Genomic DNA, 20,069 nt, shown 5'->3' with positions numbered 1-20,069 from the left:
GCTGTCGAAAACTGCGTAACTCATTGTTTACCAAGGAGTTTTCCGTTTCGACTGCGCCGGAAGTGGGGCGAATTATAGGCTTCCAGAATCTGCCGTCAACCGCTATTTTCATAAAACTGTCATATAAGTCAAAAAACCCCAGAAACACGAAGGCCGGCCCCCTTCATATAAGGAGAGCCGGCCTTCTTCCCTTCTACTTACAAGCTAGGGAATGCGAACTGCGACGCCTCATGGCTCGCACGCTGCGGCCAACGCTGGGTGATGGCCTTGCGACGGGTGTAGAAACGTACGCCGTCCGGACCGTAGGCATGCAGATCGCCAAACAGCGAGCGCTTCCAGCCACCGAAGCTGTGATAAGCCACTGGCACCGGCAAAGGTACGTTGACGCCAACCATACCGACTTCGATCTCGTCGCAGAACAGGCGCGCAGCTTCACCGTCACGGGTGAAGATGCAGGTGCCGTTGCCATACTCGTGATCGTTGATCAGTTGCATGGCTTCTTCCAGGCTGTTGACCCGAACGACGCACAGCACCGGCCCGAAGATCTCTTCTTTATAGATGCGCATTTCAGGGGTGACGTTATCGAACAGGCAGCCACCCAGGAAGAAGCCTTCCTCGTGACCGGCCACGCTCAGGCCGCGACCGTCCACCACCAGCGTCGCGCCGGCAGCAACGCCGTCTTCCACATATCCGCTGACCTTGTCGCGAGCTTGACCGGTGACCAGCGGCCCCATGTCCAGGCCGCAGTTGGTACCGGCACCGACTTTCAACGCCTTGATCTGGGGTACCAGTTTGGCTACCAGCGCATCCGCCACCTGGTCGCCGACACACACCGCTACCGAGATCGCCATGCAACGCTCACCGCAGGAGCCGTAGGCGGCGCCCATCAATGCGCTGACAGCGTTATCCAGATCCGCGTCCGGCATCAGCACCGCATGGTTTTTCGCTCCGCCCAGCGCCTGGACGCGCTTGCCGCGCTTGGTGCCTTCGGCGTAAATGTATTCAGCAATCGGCGTCGAGCCTACAAAGCTCAGTGCCTTGACTTCCGGTGCTTCGATCAGGGCGTCCACCGCTGTCTTGTCGCCATGCACCACGCTCATCACGCCTTTCGGCAGACCGGCTTCCAACAGCAGCTGAGCGATCAGCAGAGTGGAGCTCGGATCACGCTCGGACGGTTTGAGGATGAAACAGTTGCCGCAGACGATCGCCAGCGGGTACATCCACAACGGCACCATCGCCGGGAAGTTGAACGGCGTAATGCCGGCCACCACGCCCAGTGGCTGGAAGTCCGACCAGGCATCAATGTTCGGGCCGACGTTACGGCTGTACTCGCCCTTGAGGATTTCCGGCGCCGCGCAAGCGAACTCGACGTTCTCGATGCCGCGTTTCAGTTCACCGGCGGCGTCTTCAAGGGTCTTGCCATGTTCTTCGCTGATCAACTGGGCGATACGCCCTTCGTTCTGCTCCAGCAATTGCTTGAAACGGAACATCACCTGGGCACGCTTGGCCGCAGGGGTGTTGCGCCAGGCCGGGAATGCAGCCTTGGCAGCATCGATAGCGCTCTGGATGGTTTCACGGGTGGCCAGCGGCAGTTTGTGAATGGCCTGACCGGTGGACGGGTTGAACACATCAACCGCGCGACCGTTTTCGGTCACCAGTTCGCCATTGATCAAATGCGGAATAACGCTCATGGAAGCTCCTGAAAAGTTGTCCACAGGCGTCTTTCAAAGAACGCCTGCTATATAGATAGCTTTTGTGAGGGCCGGGTCTGAAACGATGGCGATCTTGAGGACGCTATCGCCAGCAAGCCGGCTCCTGCAGTGTGTCGGTGAATCAGTCGATCTTGCTTAGCACTTCGCCGACCGCGTCGAACAGACGATCCAGGTCTTGCGGCTTGCTATTGAACGTTGGGCCGAACTGCAGGGTGTCGCCGCCGAAGCGCACGTAGAACCCGGCTTTCCACAGCGCCATGCCCGCTTCGAAAGGACGCACGATGGCATCGCCATCACGCGGTGCGATCTGGATCGCACCGGCCAGGCCATAGTTACGAATGTCGATGATGTTCTTGGTGCCTTTGAGGCCGTGCAATGCATTTTCGAAATGCGGTGCGACTTCGGCCACGCTCTGCACCAGGTTTTCCTTTTGCAGCAGGTCGAGGGCTGCCAGGCCAGCGGCGCAAGCCACCGGGTGTGCCGAGTAGGTGTAGCCGTGGGGGAACTCCACTGCGTACTCAGGCGTGGCCTGGTTCATGAAGGTCTGATAGATCTCGGAACTGGCAATTACCGCGCCCATCGGGATCGCGCCGTTGGTGACCTGCTTGGCGATGCACATCAGGTCCGGGGTCACGCCAAAGGTGTCGGCACCGAACATGTTGCCGGTGCGGCCGAAACCGGTGATTACTTCGTCGAATACCAACAGGATGTTGTGCTGATCGCAGATTTCGCGCAGACGCTTGAGGTAGCCCTTTGGCGGAACCAACACACCGGCGGAACCGGCCAGAGGCTCGACGAATACCGCGGCGATGTTCGACGCGTCGTGAAGCTCGATCAGCTTCAGCAGTTCGTCAGCCAGGGCGATACCGCCCTGCTCCGGCATGCCACGGGAAAAAGCATTGCTCGCCAGCAGGGTGTGCGGAAGGTGGTCGACGTCCATCATGGCCTGGCCGAACAGTTTACGGTTGCCGTTGACGCCGCCGAGACTGGTGCCGGCGATATTCACGCCGTGATAGCCACGGGCACGACCGATCATCTTGGTCTTGGTCGACTGGCCTTTGAGGCGCCAGTAGGCACGAACCATCTTCACTGCAGTGTCGGCACACTCGGAACCCGAGTCAGTGAAGAACACGTGGTTCAGGTTGCCCGGGGTCAGGTCGGTAATCTTTTCCGCCAACTGGAACGACAACGGGTGGCCGTATTGGAAGCCTGGCGAGTAATCGAGGGTGCCCAACTGTTTGGCCACCGCTTCCTGGATTTCCTTGCGGGTGTGCCCGGCGCCGCAGGTCCACAGACCGGACAGCGAGTCATAAACCTTGCGGCCTTTATCGTCGATCAGCCAGCTGCCTTCGGCACCAACGATCAGACGCGGGTCGCGCTGGAAGTTACGGTTGGCGGTGTAGGGCATCCAGTGAGCATCGAGCTTCAGCTGGCTGGCCAGGGAAGTCGGGGCGTTTTCAGGCAAGTTCATGAGCGAAACCTCGCAGGGCGATAAGCGGCGTGGAGTTGAAAGCGTTCTTGCAGCTAAATTGCCACGGCGATAAAGTCGGTGAAATGCAACACTTCTAACGTTCAGTCAGGCCATCACTAAACTATCGAGTAACATGTATGTCCAGCCGCCGCCCCGATCCGCTTGCACAAGTCAGCGACTTTGATATCCGCCTGCTGCGGATCTTTCGCAGTGTGGTCGAATGCGGCGGCTTCTCTGCGGCAGAAAGCGTGCTGGGCATCGGTCGCTCGGCCATCAGCCAGCAAATGAGCGACCTGGAGCAGCGGCTCGGCCTGCGCCTGTGCCAGCGTGGGCGTGCCGGTTTTTCCCTGACCGAAGAAGGCCGCGAGGTCTACCAGTCGGCCTTGCAATTGTTGAGCGCGCTGGAAAGTTTCCGCACCGAGGTCAATGGCCTGCACCAGCACTTGCGAGGCGAACTGACCATCGGCCTGACCGACAACCTGGTCACCCTGCCCCACATGCGCATCACCCACGCCCTCGCACAATTGAAGGAGCGCGGCCCGGACGTGCAGATCCAGATCCGCATGATCGCCCCCAATGAAGTCGAGCAAGGTGTGCTCGACGGTCGCCTGCATGTCGGCGTGGTGCCGCAGGCCAGTGCCCTCTCCGGGCTGGAATATCAACCGCTGTATAGCGAGCGTTCGCTGCTGTATTGCGCGGTTGGTCACCCCTTGTTTTATGTCGATGACAAACAACTGGACGACGAACGCCTCAACAGCCAGGACGCCATCGCGCCGACGTTCCGTTTGCCGGCGGAGATCCAGGCCCACTACCAGGCCCTCAATTGCACCGCCAGTGCGTCGGACCGTGAAGGCATGGCTTTCCTGATTCTGACCGGGCGCTACATCGGTTACCTGCCAGACCATTATGCGAGTCTGTGGGTGCAACAGGGCCGGCTGCGGGCGCTGAAACCCACGGTGCGTTTCTATGATTTGAGCCTGGCTTCGGTCACGCGCAAGGGTCGGCGCCCGCACCTGGTGCTGGAGAGTTTTCTCGAAAGCCTGGCCGCCACGCGCTGAGCCTTGCAGGAGCGAGCCTGCTCGCGATGGGCGTCAACGATAACGCTGGGGGGCCTGACAGCCAGCGGTGCTCTGAGGTTCATCGCGAGCGGGCTCGCTCCTACAGGGGATTGTGGTGTTTTCGGATTTATTGCATGTTGCAAGAGGGTGCGTTATCAACGCATTGGCCGCCCCACCCACTTGCCCGGAAGTGCCCATGACCTTTGAAGTCCCAGCCCATGGCGGCAAACCCGCCAGCCGCATTCGTCAGAAAAACGAAGAGGCCATCATCAAAGCCGCCGAAGACGAGTTCGCCCGTCACGGGTTCAAAGGCACCAGCATGAACACCATCGCCCAGAATGCCGGCTTGCCCAAGGCGAACCTGCATTACTACTTCACCAACAAACTCGGTTTGTACGTGGCGGTGCTGAGCAACATCATCGAATTATGGGACAGCACCTTCAACACACTGACGGCCGAGGACGATCCTGCCGAGGCATTGACCCGCTACATCCGCGCGAAGATGGAATTTTCCCGACGCCAACCACAAGCCTCGCGAATCTTCGCCATGGAAGTCATCAGCGGCGGCGAATGCCTGACCGAGTATTTCAACCAGGACTACCGCACCTGGTTCCAGGGTCGCGCCGGTGTGTTCCAGGCCTGGATCGATGCCGGTAAAATGGACCCGGTCGACCCGGTGCACCTGATCTTCCTGTTGTGGGGCAGCACCCAGCACTACGCCGACTTCGCCACGCAGATCTGCCGCGTCACCGGGCGCTCCAGGCTGACCAAACAAGACATGGAAGACGCCGGCAACAACCTGATCCACATCATTCTCAAGGGCTGCGGCCTGACACCTGCCATCTAAGTACCTATGCCCTTTACCCTCAGCGGTTTTTGCGAATACCGCGAAGAGATTCGCAAAAGCCGCTTCATCACCTTCGCGGCGCCCATCTCCAGCCCGGCCGAGGCCCAGGCGTTCATCGAGCAGCACAGCGACTTGAATGCCTCGCACAATTGCTGGGCGTGGAAGCTCGGCGATCAGTATCGCAGCACCGACGATGGCGAGCCTGGCGGTACGGCGGGCCGACCGATCCTGGCGGCGATCGACGCGCAGGATTGCGATCAGGTCGCGGTGCTGGTGATTCGCTGGTATGGCGGCATTCAACTGGGCACCGGCGGTCTGGCGCGGGCCTATGGAGGGGGCGCCAACAAATGTCTGCAAGCGGCGCCGAAGATCGAGCTGATCAGCCGGGTGGCGCTGCGCTGCGCCTGTGGATTTGCCGAGTTGGCACTGGTGAAGCTTCGGGTAGCAGAAGCTGACGGGCTGGTTGTAGAGGAAGCGTTTACCGCCAATGGTGTCGAGTTGCAGTTAGCGGTCGGCGAACAGCAGATAAAAAGGTTGCAGACGCATCTGGCGGATTTGAGCCGGGGGCGGATCGTTTTAGAGCGCTAGAAAATCAAACGATCGCAGCCGGCGGCAGCTCCAACAGGGTCGCGTTCTTTTGGGGCGCCGCGAATTTCCACATATTCCATATTTGCCCACATCTACTGTGCACCCGACTGTGGATAACCTGAGCACATTCCGCTGTAACCCTTCTGTCATGCGGCTTTGCGGGCTTTGTTCAATTTTCGTCCAATTGGCTGTCCGGCAACCAAAAGCCGCTTGAAAACAACTAGTTAGAGCGGTTTAGTTCCTTTAGAAGAAAGCCACTCAGTGCTTATGCCCGACATTTGAGCTTGCGCACAAATACTGTGGAGCAATCTGTGGATAACCCGTTCATGTCCCTCCCCGCGCCACAGCAGGCATGGGCTGCAATGATTTGTTCAATTTTTGATCATAAAACAATGGGCAAATCCGGAGCCTGATTAATGGCTCTGCCCTGATGTGGTGCCGACTTTGACCCGCCCCATGGCAAAGTTGTGGGCCCAAGGCCGTGGCTGGCCTACCTTGACCAATTTCCTGACCTAGTGGCCAGAAAATTGCTTTATCCACAGGCACAAGTCCAACCGCACCGAGCCTGTCATGCCCAATCCCGTTCCAACCGATCCGGTTCCGCGCCTGCAACTGCGCCGAATCAGCAAACGCTACCCCGGTTGCCTGGCCAACGATGCCATCGACCTGAGCATCGCTCCCGGCGAGATCCACGCTCTGCTCGGGGAAAACGGCGCCGGCAAAAGTACCCTGATGAAAATCATCTACGGCGTCACCCAGGCAGACTCGGGGGAAATGATCTGGCAAGGACAGCGGGTGTCCATGCGCAACCCGGCCCAGGCCCGGGGCATGGGAATCGGCATGGTGTTCCAGCATTTTTCGCTGTTCGAAACCCTGAGCGTGGCGCAGAACATCGCCCTGGCCATGGGCACCGCCGCTGGTACGCCAGCGCAACTCGAGCCGAGGATCCGTGAAGTGTCCCGACGCTATGGCATGGCCGTTGAACCTGAACGACTTGTCCACAGCCTGTCCATCGGTGAACGACAACGGGTCGAGATCATTCGCTGCCTGATGCAGGACATTCGCCTGCTGATTCTCGATGAGCCGACCTCGGTGCTGACCCCGCAAGAAGCCGACGAGTTATTCGTCACCTTGCGCCGGCTCGCTGCCGAGGGCTGCAGCATTTTGTTTATCAGTCACAAGCTCGGTGAAGTCCGCGCGTTGTGCCACGGTGCGACGGTGTTGCGCGGTGGTCGGGTGGCCGGGCATTGCGTGCCCGCCGAATGCTCGGATCAGCAATTGGCGCAGTTGATGGTCGGTGAAGCGGCGGCGTTGATCGCCGATTATCCGAAGGTCGCGGGCGCCACCGCGTTTGTGCAGGTTCGCGGATTGTCCTGGAACAACCCGGACCCGTTCGGTTGCTCGCTCAAGGACGTCGACCTTGAAGTACGCAGCGGCGAAATCGTCGGTATCGCCGGGGTCGCGGGAAATGGCCAGGACGAATTGCTGGCCTTGCTCAGCGGCGAAGAACGCTTGCCCCGCGACAACGGCGCAACCATTAGCTTCGACGGCGAAGCGGTCGCCCATTTGCGTCCCGACGCACGTCGCAAGCTCGGGCTGGCCTTCGTTCCAGCTGACCGTCTTGGCCATGGCGCGGTACCGGAATTGAGCCTGGCGGATAACGCACTGCTCACGGCCTTTCAACAAGGTCTGGTCAGCTGCGGGCTGATCCGCAGGGCCAGAGTCGAGGCTCTTGCCGAGGACATCATCCGTCGCTTCGGCGTCAAGACGCCCGGCAGCCAAGCGCCGGCCCGCAGTCTGTCTGGCGGCAACTTGCAGAAGTTCATCCTTGGCCGGGAAATCCTCCAACAACCAAAACTGCTGGTCGCCGCGCACCCGACCTGGGGGGTGGATGTCGGTGCTGCCGCCACTATTCATCGAGCCTTGATCGCCTTGCGCGATGCTGGCGCGGCGATCCTGGTGATCTCCGAAGACCTCGACGAACTGTTCCAGATCAGTGATCGCCTCGGTGCGCTGTGCGGCGGGCGTCTGTCCGCGCTCCAGGCCACCGTCGATACCCGCCTGAGCGATGTCGGTGGCTGGATGGCCGGCCAGTTCGACGCATCCCAATCATCCGCATCCGCAATGCGCTAACGGAGTGTCACATGTTGCTTTCTCTTGAACCCCGTGGCCAACAATCGCGCCTGATGCTGTGGTGCTCGCCGTTGCTGGCGGCTGTCCTGACCCTGGCCTGTGGCTCGCTGCTGTTCATTGCCCTCGGGCATGATCCGCTGCTGACCTTGCATACCTTGCTGATCGCACCGGTCAGCGACCTGTATGGCGTCTCCGAATTGCTGGTCAAATCCTTGCCGATCCTGCTCTGTGCCCTGGGCCTGGCCGTCGCTTACCAGGCGCGGATCTGGAACATCGGCGCCGAAGGCCAACTGCTACTCGGCGCACTGGCCGGCAGCGCTTTGGCGGTGAATATCATCGGCCTGCAAAGCCGCTGGGCGCTGGTCATGATCCTGCTCACCGGCACCCTCGCCGGTGCCGCGTGGGGCGGGCTGACGGCCTGGTTGCGCACACGCTTCAATGCCAATGAAATCCTCACCAGCATCATGCTCAATTACATCGCGTTGAACCTGCTGCTGTACTGCGTGCATGGCCCGCTGAAAGACCCTGCCGGGTTCAACTTCCCCGAGTCGGCCATGTTCGGCGACGCCAGCCGCTTGCCCCTGTTGATGGAGGACGGTCGGGTGCACACGGGGGTGTATTTCGCCCTGCTCGCCCTGGTGGCGGTTTGGGTACTGCTGCAGAAGAGTTTTGTCGGCTTCCAGATCAAAGTGCTCGGTCTGGACAAACGTGCCGCCGGCTTCGTCGGCTTTCGCGAGAAACGCCTGATCTGGCTGGCGCTGTTGATCAGCGGCGGCCTGGCGGGCCTGGCCGGGGTCTGTGAAGTCACCGGCCCCATTGGCCAACTGGTGCCGCAGGTTTCGCCAGGCTACGGCTATGCGGCCATCACCGTGGCGTTTCTCGGGCGCCTCAATCCCATCGGTATTTTGTTTTCCAGCCTGTTGATGGCGCTGCTGTACATCGGCGGCGAGAGCGCGCAAATGACCCTGAATCTACCCCAGGCGATCACGCAATTGTTCCAGGGCATGATGCTGTTCTTCCTGCTCGCCAGTGACGTGCTGATTCTTTACCGACCACGTCTGAACCTGCGCTGGACCCGCCGCGCGCAAGCCACCGCCGTACATGCAGGAGCGCTGTGATGGATATCGATCTGCTAAGCAATATTTTCTTCGCCATGGTCCGTTGCGGTACGCCGTTGCTGCTGGTGGCGTTGGGCGAACTGATCTGCGAGAAAAGTGGCGTCCTCAACCTCGGCCAGGAGGGCATGATGCTGTTTGGCGCGGTAATTGGTTTTATCGTCGCCTTCAACAGCGGCAACCTGTGGCTCGGCGTGCTGCTGGCGATGCTGGCCGGAATGCTGTTGTCGGCATTGTTCGCCTTGGTGGCGTTGGTGTTCAACGCCAATCAGGTAGCCAGCGGATTGGCCCTGACGATTTTTGGCGTTGGTCTGTCGACCTTTGTCGGGGCGGCGTGGGTCGGTAAACCGCTGGCCGGTTTCGAACCGCTGGCGATTCCGTATCTGAGCGGGATTCCGTTGCTGGGGCGAATGCTGTTTGCCCAGGACTTGCTGGTGTATCTGTCCTTCGCGTTGTTCGCGTTGGTGGCCTGGACGATTCTGAAGACTCGCGTCGGGCTGATCATCCAGGCCGTCGGCGAAAACCCGGATGCGGCCAGCGCCATGGGGCTTCCGGTTTTGACCGTGCGCACGTTGGCGGTGCTGTTCGGTGGTGCGATGGCGGGCTTGGCCGGGGCCTATCTGTCCCTGGCCTATACACCGATGTGGGCCGAGAACATGAGCGCCGGACGTGGCTGGATCGCCCTGGCACTGGTGGTGTTTGCCAGCTGGCGGGTGTGGCGGCTGCTGCTTGGGGCTTACCTGTTCGGGCTGGCCAGCATCCTGCATCTGGTAGCGCAGGGACTGGGGCTGGCAATCCCGTCGAGCCTGCTGGCAATGCTGCCGTATGTCGCGACCATCGTGGTGCTGGTGCTGCTGTCCCGGGATGCGCTGCGAACGCGGCTGTACGCGCCGGTGTCGTTGGGGCAGCCGTGGCAGGCGGGGCATTAGTCGGCGACTATAATGGCCTCTAGCACGAGTCTCAACATTCAAGGAGGCCACTCATGTCCACAACAAAAACCGCGCTCATCATCGGCGCCTCCCGCGGGCTGGGCCTGGGTCTGGTGAAAACCTTGCTGGCCGACGGCTGGCAAGTTACCGCCACCGTGCGTAACCCACAGAACGCCGAAGCCTTGAAGGACCTGGGCAAGGTACAGATCGAGAAGCTCGACATGGATGATCAGCGAGCAGTGCTCGAACTGAGCCAGAAGCTCAAGGGAGGTGTATTTGACCTGTTGTTCGTCAACGCCGGGGTCAAAGGCCCGCAGGTTCAGACACCCAATGGCGGTGCGACAATCGCCGACGTCGGTCAGCTGTTTTTCACCAACGCGGTGGCCCCGATCAATCTGGCTGAACGTTTTATCGGGCGGATCCGGCCGGACACCGGCGTGCTGGCGTTCATGAGTTCGGTACTGGGCAGCGTGACCATGCCCGACTCACCCGATCTTGCCCTGTACAAGGCCAGTAAGGCGGCGCTGAACTCCATGACCAGCAGCTTCGTCACGCAGTTGGGCGAAACCGGGCTCACCGTGCTGTCGCTGCACCCGGGCTGGGTGAAGACCGACATGGGGGGTGAAGGTGCCGATATCGATGTGCAAACGAGTACACGTGGTTTGGTCGATCAGGTGAATGCGTACGTCGGCAAGGGTGGGCATCACTTCATCAATTACAAAGGCGAAACCATTCCCTGGTAACACCACCGCCCCCCCCTGTAGGAGCGAGCGTGCTCGCGATGGGCGTCAACGATAACGCTGGGAGCCTGACACCCCGCGGTGTTCTCAGGTCCATCGTCGGAACGCCGCCCGGAGCATGCTCGCTCCTACAGGGGGATTGCGCCGCCCGGTCGGGCCGGGCTTGCCCGCCGGGGCGTTTTGATCGAAACTGCGCGCCTCGCCTCCCCCGGCGAACCTGGATCAGCAGACAGGGCAACACTGAGCTGGCAACCCTGAACCCAACTTTCAGAGGAGCCGGCCAACATGCCTGCGACCCGTACCTGGTTAAAAAACCCCCTCGCCATTTTCACGGCCAACGGTCTCGATGCCCGTGGCGGTCTGGTGCTGCAAGACGGATTGATCGTCGAAGTGCTCAGCGCCGGCCAGCAACCTTCAGCACCTTGCACTGAAGTCTTCGATGCCCGTGAGCATGTGATCCTGCCGGGGCTGATCAACACCCACCACCACTTCTATCAGACCCTGACCCGCGCCTGGGCGCCGGTGGTTAACCAACCATTGTTCCCTTGGCTGAAAACCCTGTACCCGGTCTGGGCACGCCTGACTCCGCAAAAGCTCGCCCTCGCTACCAAGGTCGCACTGGCCGAGTTGCTGCTGTCCGGTTGCACCACGGCGGCCGATCACCATTACCTGTTTCCTGAAGGCCTGGAAAATGCAATCGACGTGCAAGTCGAAAGCGTTCGCGAACTGGGCATGCGCGCCATGCTCACCCGCGGCTCCATGAGCCTGGGCGAGAAGGACGGTGGCCTGCCGCCGCAACAGACGGTGCAGGAAGGCGAAGTCATTCTCGCCGACAGCCAGCGCTTGATCGCCGAATACCACGAACGCGGTGACGGCGCGCAAATCCAGATCGCCCTGGCGCCCTGCTCGCCGTTCTCGGTGACACCGGAAATCATGTCGGCCAGCGCCGAGCTGGCGAACAAACTCGATGTACGCCTGCATACCCATCTGGCGGAAACCCTCGACGAAGAAGACTTCTGCCTGCAACGCTTCGGCCTGCGTACCGTGGATTATCTGGACAGCGTCGGCTGGCTCGGCCCGCGCACCTGGCTAGCCCATGGTATTCACTTCAACCCGGATGAAATCGCCCGTCTCGGCGCAGCCGGCACCGGTATCTGCCATTGCCCGAGTTCGAACATGCGCCTGGCTTCCGGTATCTGCCCAAGCATCGATTTGACCGATGCCGGCGCCCTGCTTGGCCTGGGTGTGGACGGCTCGGCTTCCAACGATGCCTCGAACATGATGCTCGAAACCCGTCAGGCCCTGTACATCCAGCGCCTGCGTTATGGCGCCGAGAAAATCACCCCGGAACGCGTACTGGGTTGGGCCACCAAAGGTTCGGCCAGTCTGCTGGGGCGTACCGATATCGGTGAGATCGCGGTGGGCAAACAGGCTGACCTGGCCCTGTTCAAACTCGACGAACTGCGTTTCTCCGGCAGCCACGATCCAGTGTCGGCACTCTTGCTGTGCGGCGCCGACCGCGCGGATCGGGTGATGGTCGGTGGCAAGTGGCGGGTGATCGACGGTCAGGTCGAGGGGCTGGATCTGAAAGGGTTGATTGCCGATCACAGCCAGGCGGCTCGCCAGCTTATTGCCGGGGTCTGACCAACCACCATCCCTGTGGGAGCAAGCCCGCTCCCACAAGGGTCTTGCGGTGTTTTTAGAGGCCCAGCAGCGACAACATGATAAATGTCGCAAACAGCACAAAATGGGTCATGCCTTCGATGGCGTTGGTTTCGCCATCGTTGAGGTTGATGGCGCTGACGATCAGGGTGATGAAGATCATCACGGTCTGCACCGGGGTCATCGCCATCTGGAATGGCTGGCCGGTGTAGAGCGCCATCGCTTCCATCACCGGCACCGTCAGGATCACCGTCGACAACGACGCGCCCATGGCGATGTTGACCACCGACTGCATGCGATTGGCCAGCGCCGCCCGCAGTGCCGTCAGAATCTCCGGTGCCGCCGAGATCGCCGCCACCAGGATCGCCGTGATCACCGGCGGCGCACCCGTACCTTCCAGGCCCAGATCGAGAGTCTTGGACATCACCTCGGCCAGCACACCAATCACCACCACGCCGAACACCAGGGTCGCAATGCTCAGCGCCATATTGATCGGCTGCGGCTCTTCGCCGGGCTCCTTCCTGCGGCGTTTTTCCGGGTAGCTGTAGCTGAAAAAGTAACTGTGCGGCCCGACCTGCATGCGCAGGAACAAGGCATAAAGCACCACCATCGCGCCGATGGTAAAGGCCGAATAGATCTTCCAGTTGGCTTCGGGAATGAACTCCGGCACCACCATCGACACGCCCATGGCGGTGAGGATCATCACGCTGTAGCTGCGGGCCGAATCGTCGTTGTAGGACTGCTCGCCGTGTTTGAGCCCGCCCATCAGCGCGGCGAGTCCGAGGATGCCATTGATGTCGAGCATCACCGCCGAGTAAATCGTGTCGCGCACCAGTGTCGCTGACGCTTCATTGCTCATCATGATCGCCAGGATCACCACCTCCACCAGCACTGCGGCCAGAGTCAGGATCATCGTGCCATAGGGGTCTCCGACTTTTTCCGCCAGCAGTTCGGCTTGATGGGCGACGCGCATGGAGGCGGCAACGATGAACGCGATCAGCACCAGGCCGCTGATCAGCGCAACGAGCTGCCCGCTGTGCAGCATCCAGTGCTCCAGCGCGAAGGCAACGACGGCAGCGATCAGCGCCAGTAGCAGAAAGGTTTCTTGCTTGAGCACAGTAAGCATGGCGGGCCTTTTGCCGAGGGGGGGCGGATGACTTAACTGACTGCACGATGGCGCTAATGGTTCGTTACACCTTAGTGCACCACGGGCAGGCAGGAAGATGCATCGGCGCACCGAAGTACGCCATCGCTGGCAAGCCAGCGCCTACAAGGTGAACGGCGATCCGGCTTTTGCAGGAGCCGGCTTGCCGACGATAGGGCCATTCCAAACACCGGCCCCCCTTGAATCTTCGGTTTTGTTGTCCTGTTGGTCAGCAATTTGCATTGCCCTGTGCAAGCCCAAGTGCCCAGCCAATCCAAACAACAACATGGAGTTTCATTCATGCATAAACGTCCATTGAAGAAGCTGCTTTGCGCCGTGACCGCGGCCATCGGCCTGAGCGTCGGCCTGACCGCCAGTGCCAACGACCCGCTGAAAGTCGGCTTCGTCTATATCGGTCCGATCGGTGACCATGGCTGGACGTATCAGCATGAACAGGGGCGCAAGGAACTGGCGGATAAATTCGGTGCGCAGATCACCACCAACTACGTGGAGAACGTCGCCGAGGGTGCCGACGCCGAGCGGGTGATCCGCAACATGGCCAAGGACAAATACGACCTGATCTTCACGACCTCCTTCGGCTACATGAACCCGACCCTGAAAGTCGCCAAACAGTTTCCCAAGGTGACCTTCGAACACGCCACCGGCTACAAGCAGGACAAGAACCTCGGCACTTACCTTGCGCGCACCTATGAAGGTCGCTACGTCGGCGGCTTCCTCGCGGCGAAGATGACCAAGACCAAGAAGGTCGGCTACGTCGCCTCGTTCCCGATCCCGGAAGTGATCCGCGACATCAACGCCATCCAGCTGGCCTTGAACAAGTACAACCCCGGCACCGAAATCAAGGTGGTGTGGGTCAACTCCTGGTTCGATCCGGGCAAGGAAGCCGACGCCGCCAATGCCCTGATTGATCAGGGCGTGGACGTGGTGTTCCAGCACACCGACAGCCCGGCACCGATCCAGGCAGCCGAACGTCGCGGCGTGTATGCCGTGGGCTACGCTTCGGACATGGCGCACTTCGGGCCGAAAGCGGTGCTCACCTCCATCGTCAACGATTGGGGCCCGCACTACATCCAGGCGACGCAAAGCGTGCTCGACCATGACTGGAAACCGCAGGACTACTGGGGCGGGTTGAAGGAAGGCACCGTTGAACTGCCCATCAGCGACCTGGTGCCAGCGGCAGTGAAGAGCGAAGCCGAGCAGCTCATTGCCGACATCAAGAGCGGTACGCTGCAGCCGTTCACCGGGCCGATCAAGGATCAGGCCGGCACCGAGAAAATCCCGACGGGTGTGAGTGCAACCATGGCGGAACTGGCGTCGATGAACTACTACGTCGAAGGCATGAAGGCCGAGATGCCCAAGTAAACACCGCCACCTGTACCTGTACCTGTACCTGTAGGAGCGAGCATGCTCGCGATGGACTCAAGAACACCGCGGGGAACCAGACTCCCCCGCGTTATCGTTAACGACCATCGCGAGCATGCTCGCTCCTACAGGGATTTTCAGCGTTCTTAAGGGTTTTGTATGAACAGCCTTCCCGTCATCGACATCAGCCCGCTTTACAGCGACGATCAGAATGCCTGGTCCGCCGTGGCGAACCAGATCGACCAAGCCTGCCGCGAATGGGGCTTTTTCTATATCAAGGGTCACCCGATTTCCGTCGAGCGTATCGATGCCGTGCTCGACAGCGCCCAACGCTTCTTCGACCAGCCTGCCGCCGAGAAGCTGAAGATCGATATCACCCAGACCCGCCACCATCGCGGTTACGGCGCAATAGCTACTGAACAACTCGATCCGAGCAAACCCAGCGACCTGAAAGAAACCTTCGACATGGGCCTGCACCTGCCGGCCGACCACCCGCAAGTGCTGCTGGAAAAACCCTTGCGCGGGCCCAATCGCCATCCGTCGCTACCCGGCTGGGAGGCGCTGATGGAGCAACATTACGTCGACATGCAGGCGCTCGCGCAAACCCTGTTGCGCGCAATGACCCTGGCGTTGGGGATCGAGCAGGATTTCTTCGATACACGCTTCAGTGAGCCGGTCAGTGTGCTGCGCATGATTCACTACCCGCCACGCCACACCGCCAGCTCCGAAGAGCAGCAAGGCGCCGGCGCCCACACTGATTATGGCTGCATCACCCTGCTTTATCAGGATGCCGCCGGCGGCCTGCAAGTGCGCAACGTCAAAGGCGAATGGATCGACGCGCCACCGATCGACGGCACCTTCGTGGTCAACCTTGGCGACATGATGGCGCGCTGGAGCAACGACCGTTACCTGTCGACGCCGCACCGGGTGATCAGCCCGCAGGGTGTGGATCGCTATTCGATACCGTTCTTCGCCGAGCCGCATCCGGACACCCGCATCGAATGCCTCCCCGGCTGCCAGGATGAACAGCACCCGGCCAAGTATCCGCCGACCACCTGCGCCGAATTCCTGCTCTCGCGTTTCGCCGATACCTACGCCTATCGAAGGGAGCTCGAAGCCGGTTGATCGACCTGCTGGTCAGGTTTTACCAAATGTTGCTGCGAGCATCTGTAGAATGGCGGGCATTGCACCTGATGAGAAAAGAATTATGTACGACTGGCTGAACGCCCTGCCCAAGGCAGAACTGCACCTGCACCTGGAGGGCTCGCTGGAGCCTGAGTTGCTGTTCGCCTTGGCCGAGCGCAACAAGATCGCCCTGCCGTGGAGCGATGTTGAAACCCTGCGCAAGGCTTACGCCTTCAACAACCTGCAAGAGTTTCTCGACCTGTACTACCAGGGCGCTGACGTGTTGCGCACCTCCCAGGATTTCTACGACCTGACCTGGGCCTATTTGCTGCGCTGCAAAGAACAGAACGTGATTCACACCGAACCGTTCTTCGACCCGCAGACCCACACCGACCGTGGCATCCCGTTCGAGGTGGTACTCAACGGCATCGCTGCCGCACTCAAAGATGGCGAGCAACAACTGGGTATCACCAGTGGTTTGATCCTCAGCTTCCTGCGTCACCTGAGCGAAGAACAGGCCGAGAAAACCCTCGACCAGGCGCTGCCGTTCCGCGATGCCTTTGTCGCCGTCGGCCTGGACAGCTCCGAAATGGGCCACCCGCCGAGCAAATTCCAGCGCGTGTTCGATCGCGCCCGCCATGAAGGTTTTCTGACCGTCGCCCACGCCGGTGAAGAAGGCCCGCCCGAGTACATCTGGGAAGCCCTCGACCTGCTGAAAATCCAGCGCATCGACCATGGCGTACGCGCCATCGAAGACGAACGCCTGATGCAACGCATCATCGACGAACAGATCCCGCTGACCGTGTGCCCGCTGTCGAACACCAAACTTTGCGTGTTCGATCACATGTCGCAGCACAACATCCTCGACATGCTGGAACGTGGTGTGAAGGTCACGGTGAACTCCGATGATCCGGCGTACTTCGGCGGCTATGTCACCGAAAACTTCCATGCGCTGCACACGCATCTGGGCATGACCCAGGACCAGGCCACTCGCCTGGCGCAGAACAGCCTGGATGCGCGGTTGATCAAACCGTAAGTGACCGAAGTACAGATGCAGGAGCGACAATGAGTCGCCCTGCATCTTTGGCGTACTAGAGCGCAAGTTCCAGCTCGGCTTCCCTGACAAACCGTTGGATTTCACGCTGCCCGGCGACGCTCACCTGCAAGGCTCGCGAATCGCCGTGCAAACTCAGCCAGCCCGACTGCATGAACAATTGCAGCAAGGCCGCGCCAAGCGAGCCGCCCATGTGCGGGCGTCTTTCACTCCAGTCAGGACATGCGCAGCAAATACTGCCGTTGCGATGGGCCAGTGCCTGGATGAACACACCCCGTGCCGCCAGCCCGGTCGCGCCCTTATGCGTCACACTCACTCGCTGATCGAACTGCTCGATCCAGCCCGCATCCAGCAGACGCTGGTACAGCTCCGCCGCCAGGGTGCCTCCAAGGTGATCGTCGCACAGACGTGCGCGCAGCAATGACGAAGGTTTCGCCTGGGGCTTGTACAGGGGCGCAGTACGCTTGAAGACGGCCGGAATATCCCGGGGCGCGCTGGCGATGCTTGCACTGGCCAGCGCTTCGATTGCCGCCCCCACTTCCGGCGCCGCCAGGCGGAAAAAGCGTTTGCGCCCGCGGCTTTCGACTTTCAACAGACCACCAGCGGACAAGCGTCCCAGGTGTGCACTGGCCGAAGATGGTGACAGGCCCGCCAGCAATGCCAGCTCTTCGGTTGCTCGAGCCGAGCCATCCATCAAGGCCCACATCATCGCACTGCGCTTTGGCTCAGCCAGCAATGTGGCTATCTGGCTGATGCAAGGTGCATGTTCCATGTATTCACTCCCTGTTGAATCGTTCCGTCTACTGCCCGCAGACATCTGCTGATGTACCGCCGGCCGTGGCGCTGAAGACGTCTTGAGTCTGGCGACCCAATGACAAGCCGCCGATCTGTAGATGAGGCACACGATAGTGTATGCAGATTAGTCGTCTGCTCCCGCCCGACGCCAACCCCAGGTGCTGATAGGTTCTGAGAGAAATTTCTCTTTTTTCGTGCGACTAATGATCGATCTTCGATAAACCCGGAAATTGACTACTCAACCCGGCGCATCGGCTGGCGAGCATTTCACGCAAAAGGTTCACCGGCTTACTCAATTGCGCCCGATGGGCACACAGCAGATTCAGCGGTGCGCGCTCACACAGCAACTCCGGCATCAGTATTTTCAAACGACCGGCGAGCACATCGGCGGCGACATCAAGCCACGACTTGTAAGCGATCCCTGCACCCGCCACGGCCCACAACCGCACGACGTCGGCATCGTCGCTGAAGCGATCACCGTTGACGGTCAGGCCGACCTGGCGTTTGCCATCGTGGAAACTCCAGTGGTCGTGGACCCGGCTGCCGAGCATGTACAACAAGCAGTTGTGCTGCGCCAATTGCTCCAGTTGCCGTGGCTCGCCATGCCTGGCCAGATAATCCGGGGAAGCACAGAGTACACGGCGGTTGTGCGTGGCGATGGGCAGCGCCACCAGGCTGGAATCCTCCGGTTCGCCGTAACGCAAGGCAATGTCCACCGGCTGGCGGAACAGGTCGGCAATGCGGTCACCCAGCAGCAAGCGCACGGTGAGTTTCGGATGCTCGCGCTGAAATGCGTCAAGCCACGGCAGCAGCAGATTGCGCCCGAAGTCCGAGGGTGCCGACAGCTGAAGAATCCCGCTGACCTGATCCTGGCCGCTGGCCAACAGGCGTCGACCTTCATCGAGATTGCTCAAGGCCGCGCGAGCGTACTCAAGAAATCCCTCGCCCTCGGCAGTCAGGCGCAGGCTGCGAGTGGAGCGGGCGAGCAAGCGCGCCCCGAGTTGCTGCTCGATACGCTTGAGCGCCGCACTGGCCACCGCCGCCGACATGTCCATGCCACGCGCGGCCGCCGACAGGCTACCCAGGTCCGCCGCCCGGACAAATAGCTGCAAGTCATCGAAACGCAACATCTCAAGCTCCGATTATCAAAAAAATATTGAAAGAGACTGCTCTTGTAGCCGGTTTTATCTTCGCAAGAAATAGCCAATCATCTGTCCCATCCCGTCTTACCTTTATTTGTGTTCCAGGAGCCCTACATGAAAGCCGTTGCCTACTACTCGTCTTTGCCAATCAGCGACGACAATGCCCTGCAGGACATTGAACTGCCCGAGCCGGTAGCCGGCCCCCGCGATCTCTTGGTGGAAGTCAAAGCCATTTCGGTCAACCCGGTGGATACCAAGGTGCGTCAGAATGTGCAGCCTGAAGGTGGCGCGGCGAAAGTGCTGGGCTGGGACGTGGCTGGCGTGGTCAAGGCCGTTGGCAGTGAAGTGTCGCTGTTCAAGGCTGGCGACAAGGTGTTCTACGCCGGCTCCATCGCCCGGGCAGGCGCCAACAGTGAGCTGCATGTGGTGGATGAGCGCATTGTCGGGCATATGCCCCGCACGCTCGATTTCGCCGAAGCCGCTGCACTGCCGCTCACCGCAATCACTGCCTGGGAGCTACTGTTCGAACGCCTGCAAGTGCGCGAAGGCAACGTCGACGAAGGTCAGAGTTTGCTGATCGTCGGTGCAGCCGGTGGCGTGGGTTCGATCCTGACGCAACTGGCCAGCCAGCTCACCGGTCTGAAAGTCATCGGCAGCGCTTCGCGTGCGCAGACCCAGAGCTGGGTAAAAGAACTGGGCGCCGACCTGGTGATCGACCATAGCCAGCCATTGAGTGAAGAACTCAAGCGTGCAGGCCTGGATCAGGTGACCCATGTCGCCAGCCTGACCCAGACTGACCAGCACCTCGATCAACTGGTCGAAGCCTTGGCCCCTCAAGGCAAGCTGGCTCTGATCGATGATCCCAAGTCGCTGGACGTGGTTAAGCTCAAGCGCAAGAGCCTGTCGCTGCACTGGGAATTCATGTACACCCGCTCGCTGTTTGAAACCGCCGACATGATCGAGCAGCACAACTTGCTCAATCGCGTCGCCGGACTGATTGACGCCGGCACCCTGAAAACCACGGTTGGCGAACACTTCGGCACCATCAACGCAGCCAACCTGCGCCGTGCCCATGCACTGCTGGAAAGCGGCAAGGCCAAGGGCAAGATTGTGCTGGAAGGGTTCTGAGCTCAATCGCCCTGCAAGGAGATACCGCGCACAATCAGGAAAC

General features: G+C 60.5%; 17 protein-coding genes. 12 read left to right on the top strand and 5 right to left on the bottom strand.

Going from position 1 to position 20,069, the window contains the following annotated elements; all coding sequences use genetic code 11:
- Positions 1-197 precede the first annotated feature (197 nt).
- Entirely contained in the window at positions 198-1,691 is a 1,494-nt protein-coding gene (locus ASE98_RS06400; protein ID WP_060540546.1) for a CoA-acylating methylmalonate-semialdehyde dehydrogenase, read from the bottom strand.
- Between the two features lie 142 nt (positions 1,692-1,833).
- Positions 1,834-3,183 (bottom strand): aspartate aminotransferase family protein, encoded by a 1,350-nt coding sequence (locus ASE98_RS06395; RefSeq protein ID WP_060540545.1) that lies wholly within the window; start codon positions 3,181-3,183, stop codon positions 1,834-1,836.
- Between the two features lie 137 nt (positions 3,184-3,320).
- Between ASE98_RS06395 and ASE98_RS06390 the strand changes: the two genes are divergently transcribed.
- The 8 genes from ASE98_RS06390 to ASE98_RS06355 all read left to right on the top strand — a co-directional run bounded on the left by ASE98_RS06390 (position 3,321) and on the right by ASE98_RS06355 (position 12,237).
- Positions 3,321-4,241: a LysR family transcriptional regulator gene (locus ASE98_RS06390; RefSeq protein ID WP_033059482.1), complete on the top strand. Its 921-nt coding sequence runs from the start codon at positions 3,321-3,323 to the stop codon at positions 4,239-4,241.
- A 196-nt stretch (positions 4,242-4,437) separates the two neighbouring features.
- Entirely contained in the window at positions 4,438-5,088 is a 651-nt protein-coding gene (locus tag ASE98_RS06385; protein ID WP_060540544.1) for a TetR/AcrR family transcriptional regulator, read from the top strand.
- A 6-nt stretch (positions 5,089-5,094) separates the two neighbouring features.
- On the top strand, positions 5,095-5,676 hold the full coding sequence (locus ASE98_RS06380; protein WP_060540543.1) for an IMPACT family protein: 582 nt from the start codon (positions 5,095-5,097) through the stop codon (positions 5,674-5,676).
- A 570-nt stretch (positions 5,677-6,246) separates the two neighbouring features.
- Positions 6,247-7,809 carry an ABC transporter ATP-binding protein gene (locus ASE98_RS06375; RefSeq protein WP_060540542.1) on the top strand — a complete coding sequence of 521 codons (1,563 nt, stop codon included), beginning with the start codon at positions 6,247-6,249 and terminating at the stop codon, positions 7,807-7,809.
- Positions 7,810-7,820: 11 nt separating this feature from the next.
- On the top strand, positions 7,821-8,927 hold the full coding sequence (locus ASE98_RS06370) for an ABC transporter permease (protein ID WP_060540541.1): 1,107 nt from the start codon (positions 7,821-7,823) through the stop codon (positions 8,925-8,927).
- Positions 8,927-9,853 carry an ABC transporter permease gene (locus tag ASE98_RS06365; RefSeq protein ID WP_060540540.1) on the top strand — a complete coding sequence of 309 codons (927 nt, stop codon included), beginning with the start codon at positions 8,927-8,929 and terminating at the stop codon, positions 9,851-9,853. The genes ASE98_RS06370 and ASE98_RS06365 overlap by 1 nt, the downstream gene beginning before the upstream one ends.
- Before the next feature lie 53 nt (positions 9,854-9,906).
- Positions 9,907-10,596 carry an SDR family oxidoreductase gene (locus ASE98_RS06360; protein WP_060540539.1) on the top strand — a complete coding sequence of 230 codons (690 nt, stop codon included), beginning with the start codon at positions 9,907-9,909 and terminating at the stop codon, positions 10,594-10,596.
- A gap of 282 nt (positions 10,597-10,878) precedes the next feature.
- A complete protein-coding gene (locus ASE98_RS06355; protein ID WP_060540538.1) occupies positions 10,879-12,237 on the top strand; it encodes an 8-oxoguanine deaminase in 1,359 nt (452 codons plus the stop codon).
- A gap of 55 nt (positions 12,238-12,292) precedes the next feature.
- Here the strand turns inward: ASE98_RS06355 and ASE98_RS06350 are convergent, their stop codons facing one another.
- Positions 12,293-13,381 (bottom strand): calcium:proton antiporter, encoded by a 1,089-nt coding sequence (locus tag ASE98_RS06350; RefSeq protein WP_060540537.1) that lies wholly within the window; start codon positions 13,379-13,381, stop codon positions 12,293-12,295.
- A 318-nt stretch (positions 13,382-13,699) separates the two neighbouring features.
- Between ASE98_RS06350 and ASE98_RS06345 the strand changes: the two genes are divergently transcribed.
- From ASE98_RS06345 to ASE98_RS06335, 3 genes are all read left to right on the top strand, one after another.
- Complete coding sequence (locus ASE98_RS06345) at positions 13,700-14,782, top strand: BMP family ABC transporter substrate-binding protein (RefSeq protein WP_060540536.1); 1,083 nt, start codon at positions 13,700-13,702, stop codon at positions 14,780-14,782.
- Between the two features lie 159 nt (positions 14,783-14,941).
- A complete protein-coding gene (locus tag ASE98_RS06340; protein ID WP_060540535.1) occupies positions 14,942-15,907 on the top strand; it encodes an isopenicillin N synthase family dioxygenase in 966 nt (321 codons plus the stop codon).
- A gap of 82 nt (positions 15,908-15,989) precedes the next feature.
- The gene (locus ASE98_RS06335; protein WP_060540534.1) at positions 15,990-16,943 is read left to right on the top strand and encodes an adenosine deaminase; all 954 of its coding nucleotides are present in this window, start codon (positions 15,990-15,992) and stop codon (positions 16,941-16,943) included.
- Between the two features lie 55 nt (positions 16,944-16,998).
- Here ASE98_RS06335 and ASE98_RS06330 read toward each other — a convergent pair whose 3' ends face one another.
- Positions 16,999-17,733: an ArsR/SmtB family transcription factor gene (locus ASE98_RS06330; protein ID WP_060540533.1), complete on the bottom strand. Its 735-nt coding sequence runs from the start codon at positions 17,731-17,733 to the stop codon at positions 16,999-17,001.
- A 223-nt stretch (positions 17,734-17,956) separates the two neighbouring features.
- Entirely contained in the window at positions 17,957-18,886 is a 930-nt protein-coding gene (locus ASE98_RS06325; protein ID WP_060540532.1) for a LysR family transcriptional regulator, read from the bottom strand.
- A gap of 126 nt (positions 18,887-19,012) precedes the next feature.
- On the opposite strand from ASE98_RS06325, the gene ASE98_RS06320 reads away from it, so the two are divergent.
- Positions 19,013-20,026, top strand: a complete 1,014-nt coding sequence (locus ASE98_RS06320) for a zinc-binding alcohol dehydrogenase family protein (protein ID WP_060540531.1) — start codon at positions 19,013-19,015, stop codon at positions 20,024-20,026.
- Positions 20,027-20,069: the final 43 nt, after the last annotated feature.

This window comes from Pseudomonas sp. Leaf48 (genome assembly GCF_001421885.1).
GTDB lineage: Bacteria > Pseudomonadota > Gammaproteobacteria > Pseudomonadales > Pseudomonadaceae > Aquipseudomonas.
The sequence above is the reverse complement of the archived record's forward strand: the minus strand, read 5'-3'. Positions and strand labels throughout refer to the sequence as shown.

Coding starts and splice junctions, on each gene's coding strand:
- ASE98_RS06320 (WP_060540531.1), top strand. CDS start 19,013: ATGAAAGCCGTTGCCTACTACTCGTCTTTGCCAATCAGCGACGACAAT.
- ASE98_RS06355 (WP_060540538.1), top strand. CDS start 10,879: ATGCCTGCGACCCGTACCTGGTTAAAAAACCCCCTCGCCATTTTCACG.
- ASE98_RS06395 (WP_060540545.1), bottom strand. CDS start 3,183: ATGAACTTGCCTGAAAACGCCCCGACTTCCCTGGCCAGCCAGCTGAAG.
- ASE98_RS06400 (WP_060540546.1), bottom strand. CDS start 1,691: ATGAGCGTTATTCCGCATTTGATCAATGGCGAACTGGTGACCGAAAAC.
- ASE98_RS06325 (WP_060540532.1), bottom strand. CDS start 18,886: ATGTTGCGTTTCGATGACTTGCAGCTATTTGTCCGGGCGGCGGACCTG.
- ASE98_RS06380 (WP_060540543.1), top strand. CDS start 5,095: ATGCCCTTTACCCTCAGCGGTTTTTGCGAATACCGCGAAGAGATTCGC.
- ASE98_RS06345 (WP_060540536.1), top strand. CDS start 13,700: ATGCATAAACGTCCATTGAAGAAGCTGCTTTGCGCCGTGACCGCGGCC.
- ASE98_RS06390 (WP_033059482.1), top strand. CDS start 3,321: ATGTCCAGCCGCCGCCCCGATCCGCTTGCACAAGTCAGCGACTTTGAT.
- ASE98_RS06370 (WP_060540541.1), top strand. CDS start 7,821: ATGTTGCTTTCTCTTGAACCCCGTGGCCAACAATCGCGCCTGATGCTG.
- ASE98_RS06330 (WP_060540533.1), bottom strand. CDS start 17,733: ATGGAACATGCACCTTGCATCAGCCAGATAGCCACATTGCTGGCTGAG.
- ASE98_RS06340 (WP_060540535.1), top strand. CDS start 14,942: ATGAACAGCCTTCCCGTCATCGACATCAGCCCGCTTTACAGCGACGAT.
- ASE98_RS06375 (WP_060540542.1), top strand. CDS start 6,247: ATGCCCAATCCCGTTCCAACCGATCCGGTTCCGCGCCTGCAACTGCGC.
- ASE98_RS06365 (WP_060540540.1), top strand. CDS start 8,927: ATGGATATCGATCTGCTAAGCAATATTTTCTTCGCCATGGTCCGTTGC.
- ASE98_RS06360 (WP_060540539.1), top strand. CDS start 9,907: ATGTCCACAACAAAAACCGCGCTCATCATCGGCGCCTCCCGCGGGCTG.
- ASE98_RS06350 (WP_060540537.1), bottom strand. CDS start 13,381: ATGCTTACTGTGCTCAAGCAAGAAACCTTTCTGCTACTGGCGCTGATC.
- ASE98_RS06335 (WP_060540534.1), top strand. CDS start 15,990: ATGTACGACTGGCTGAACGCCCTGCCCAAGGCAGAACTGCACCTGCAC.
- ASE98_RS06385 (WP_060540544.1), top strand. CDS start 4,438: ATGACCTTTGAAGTCCCAGCCCATGGCGGCAAACCCGCCAGCCGCATT.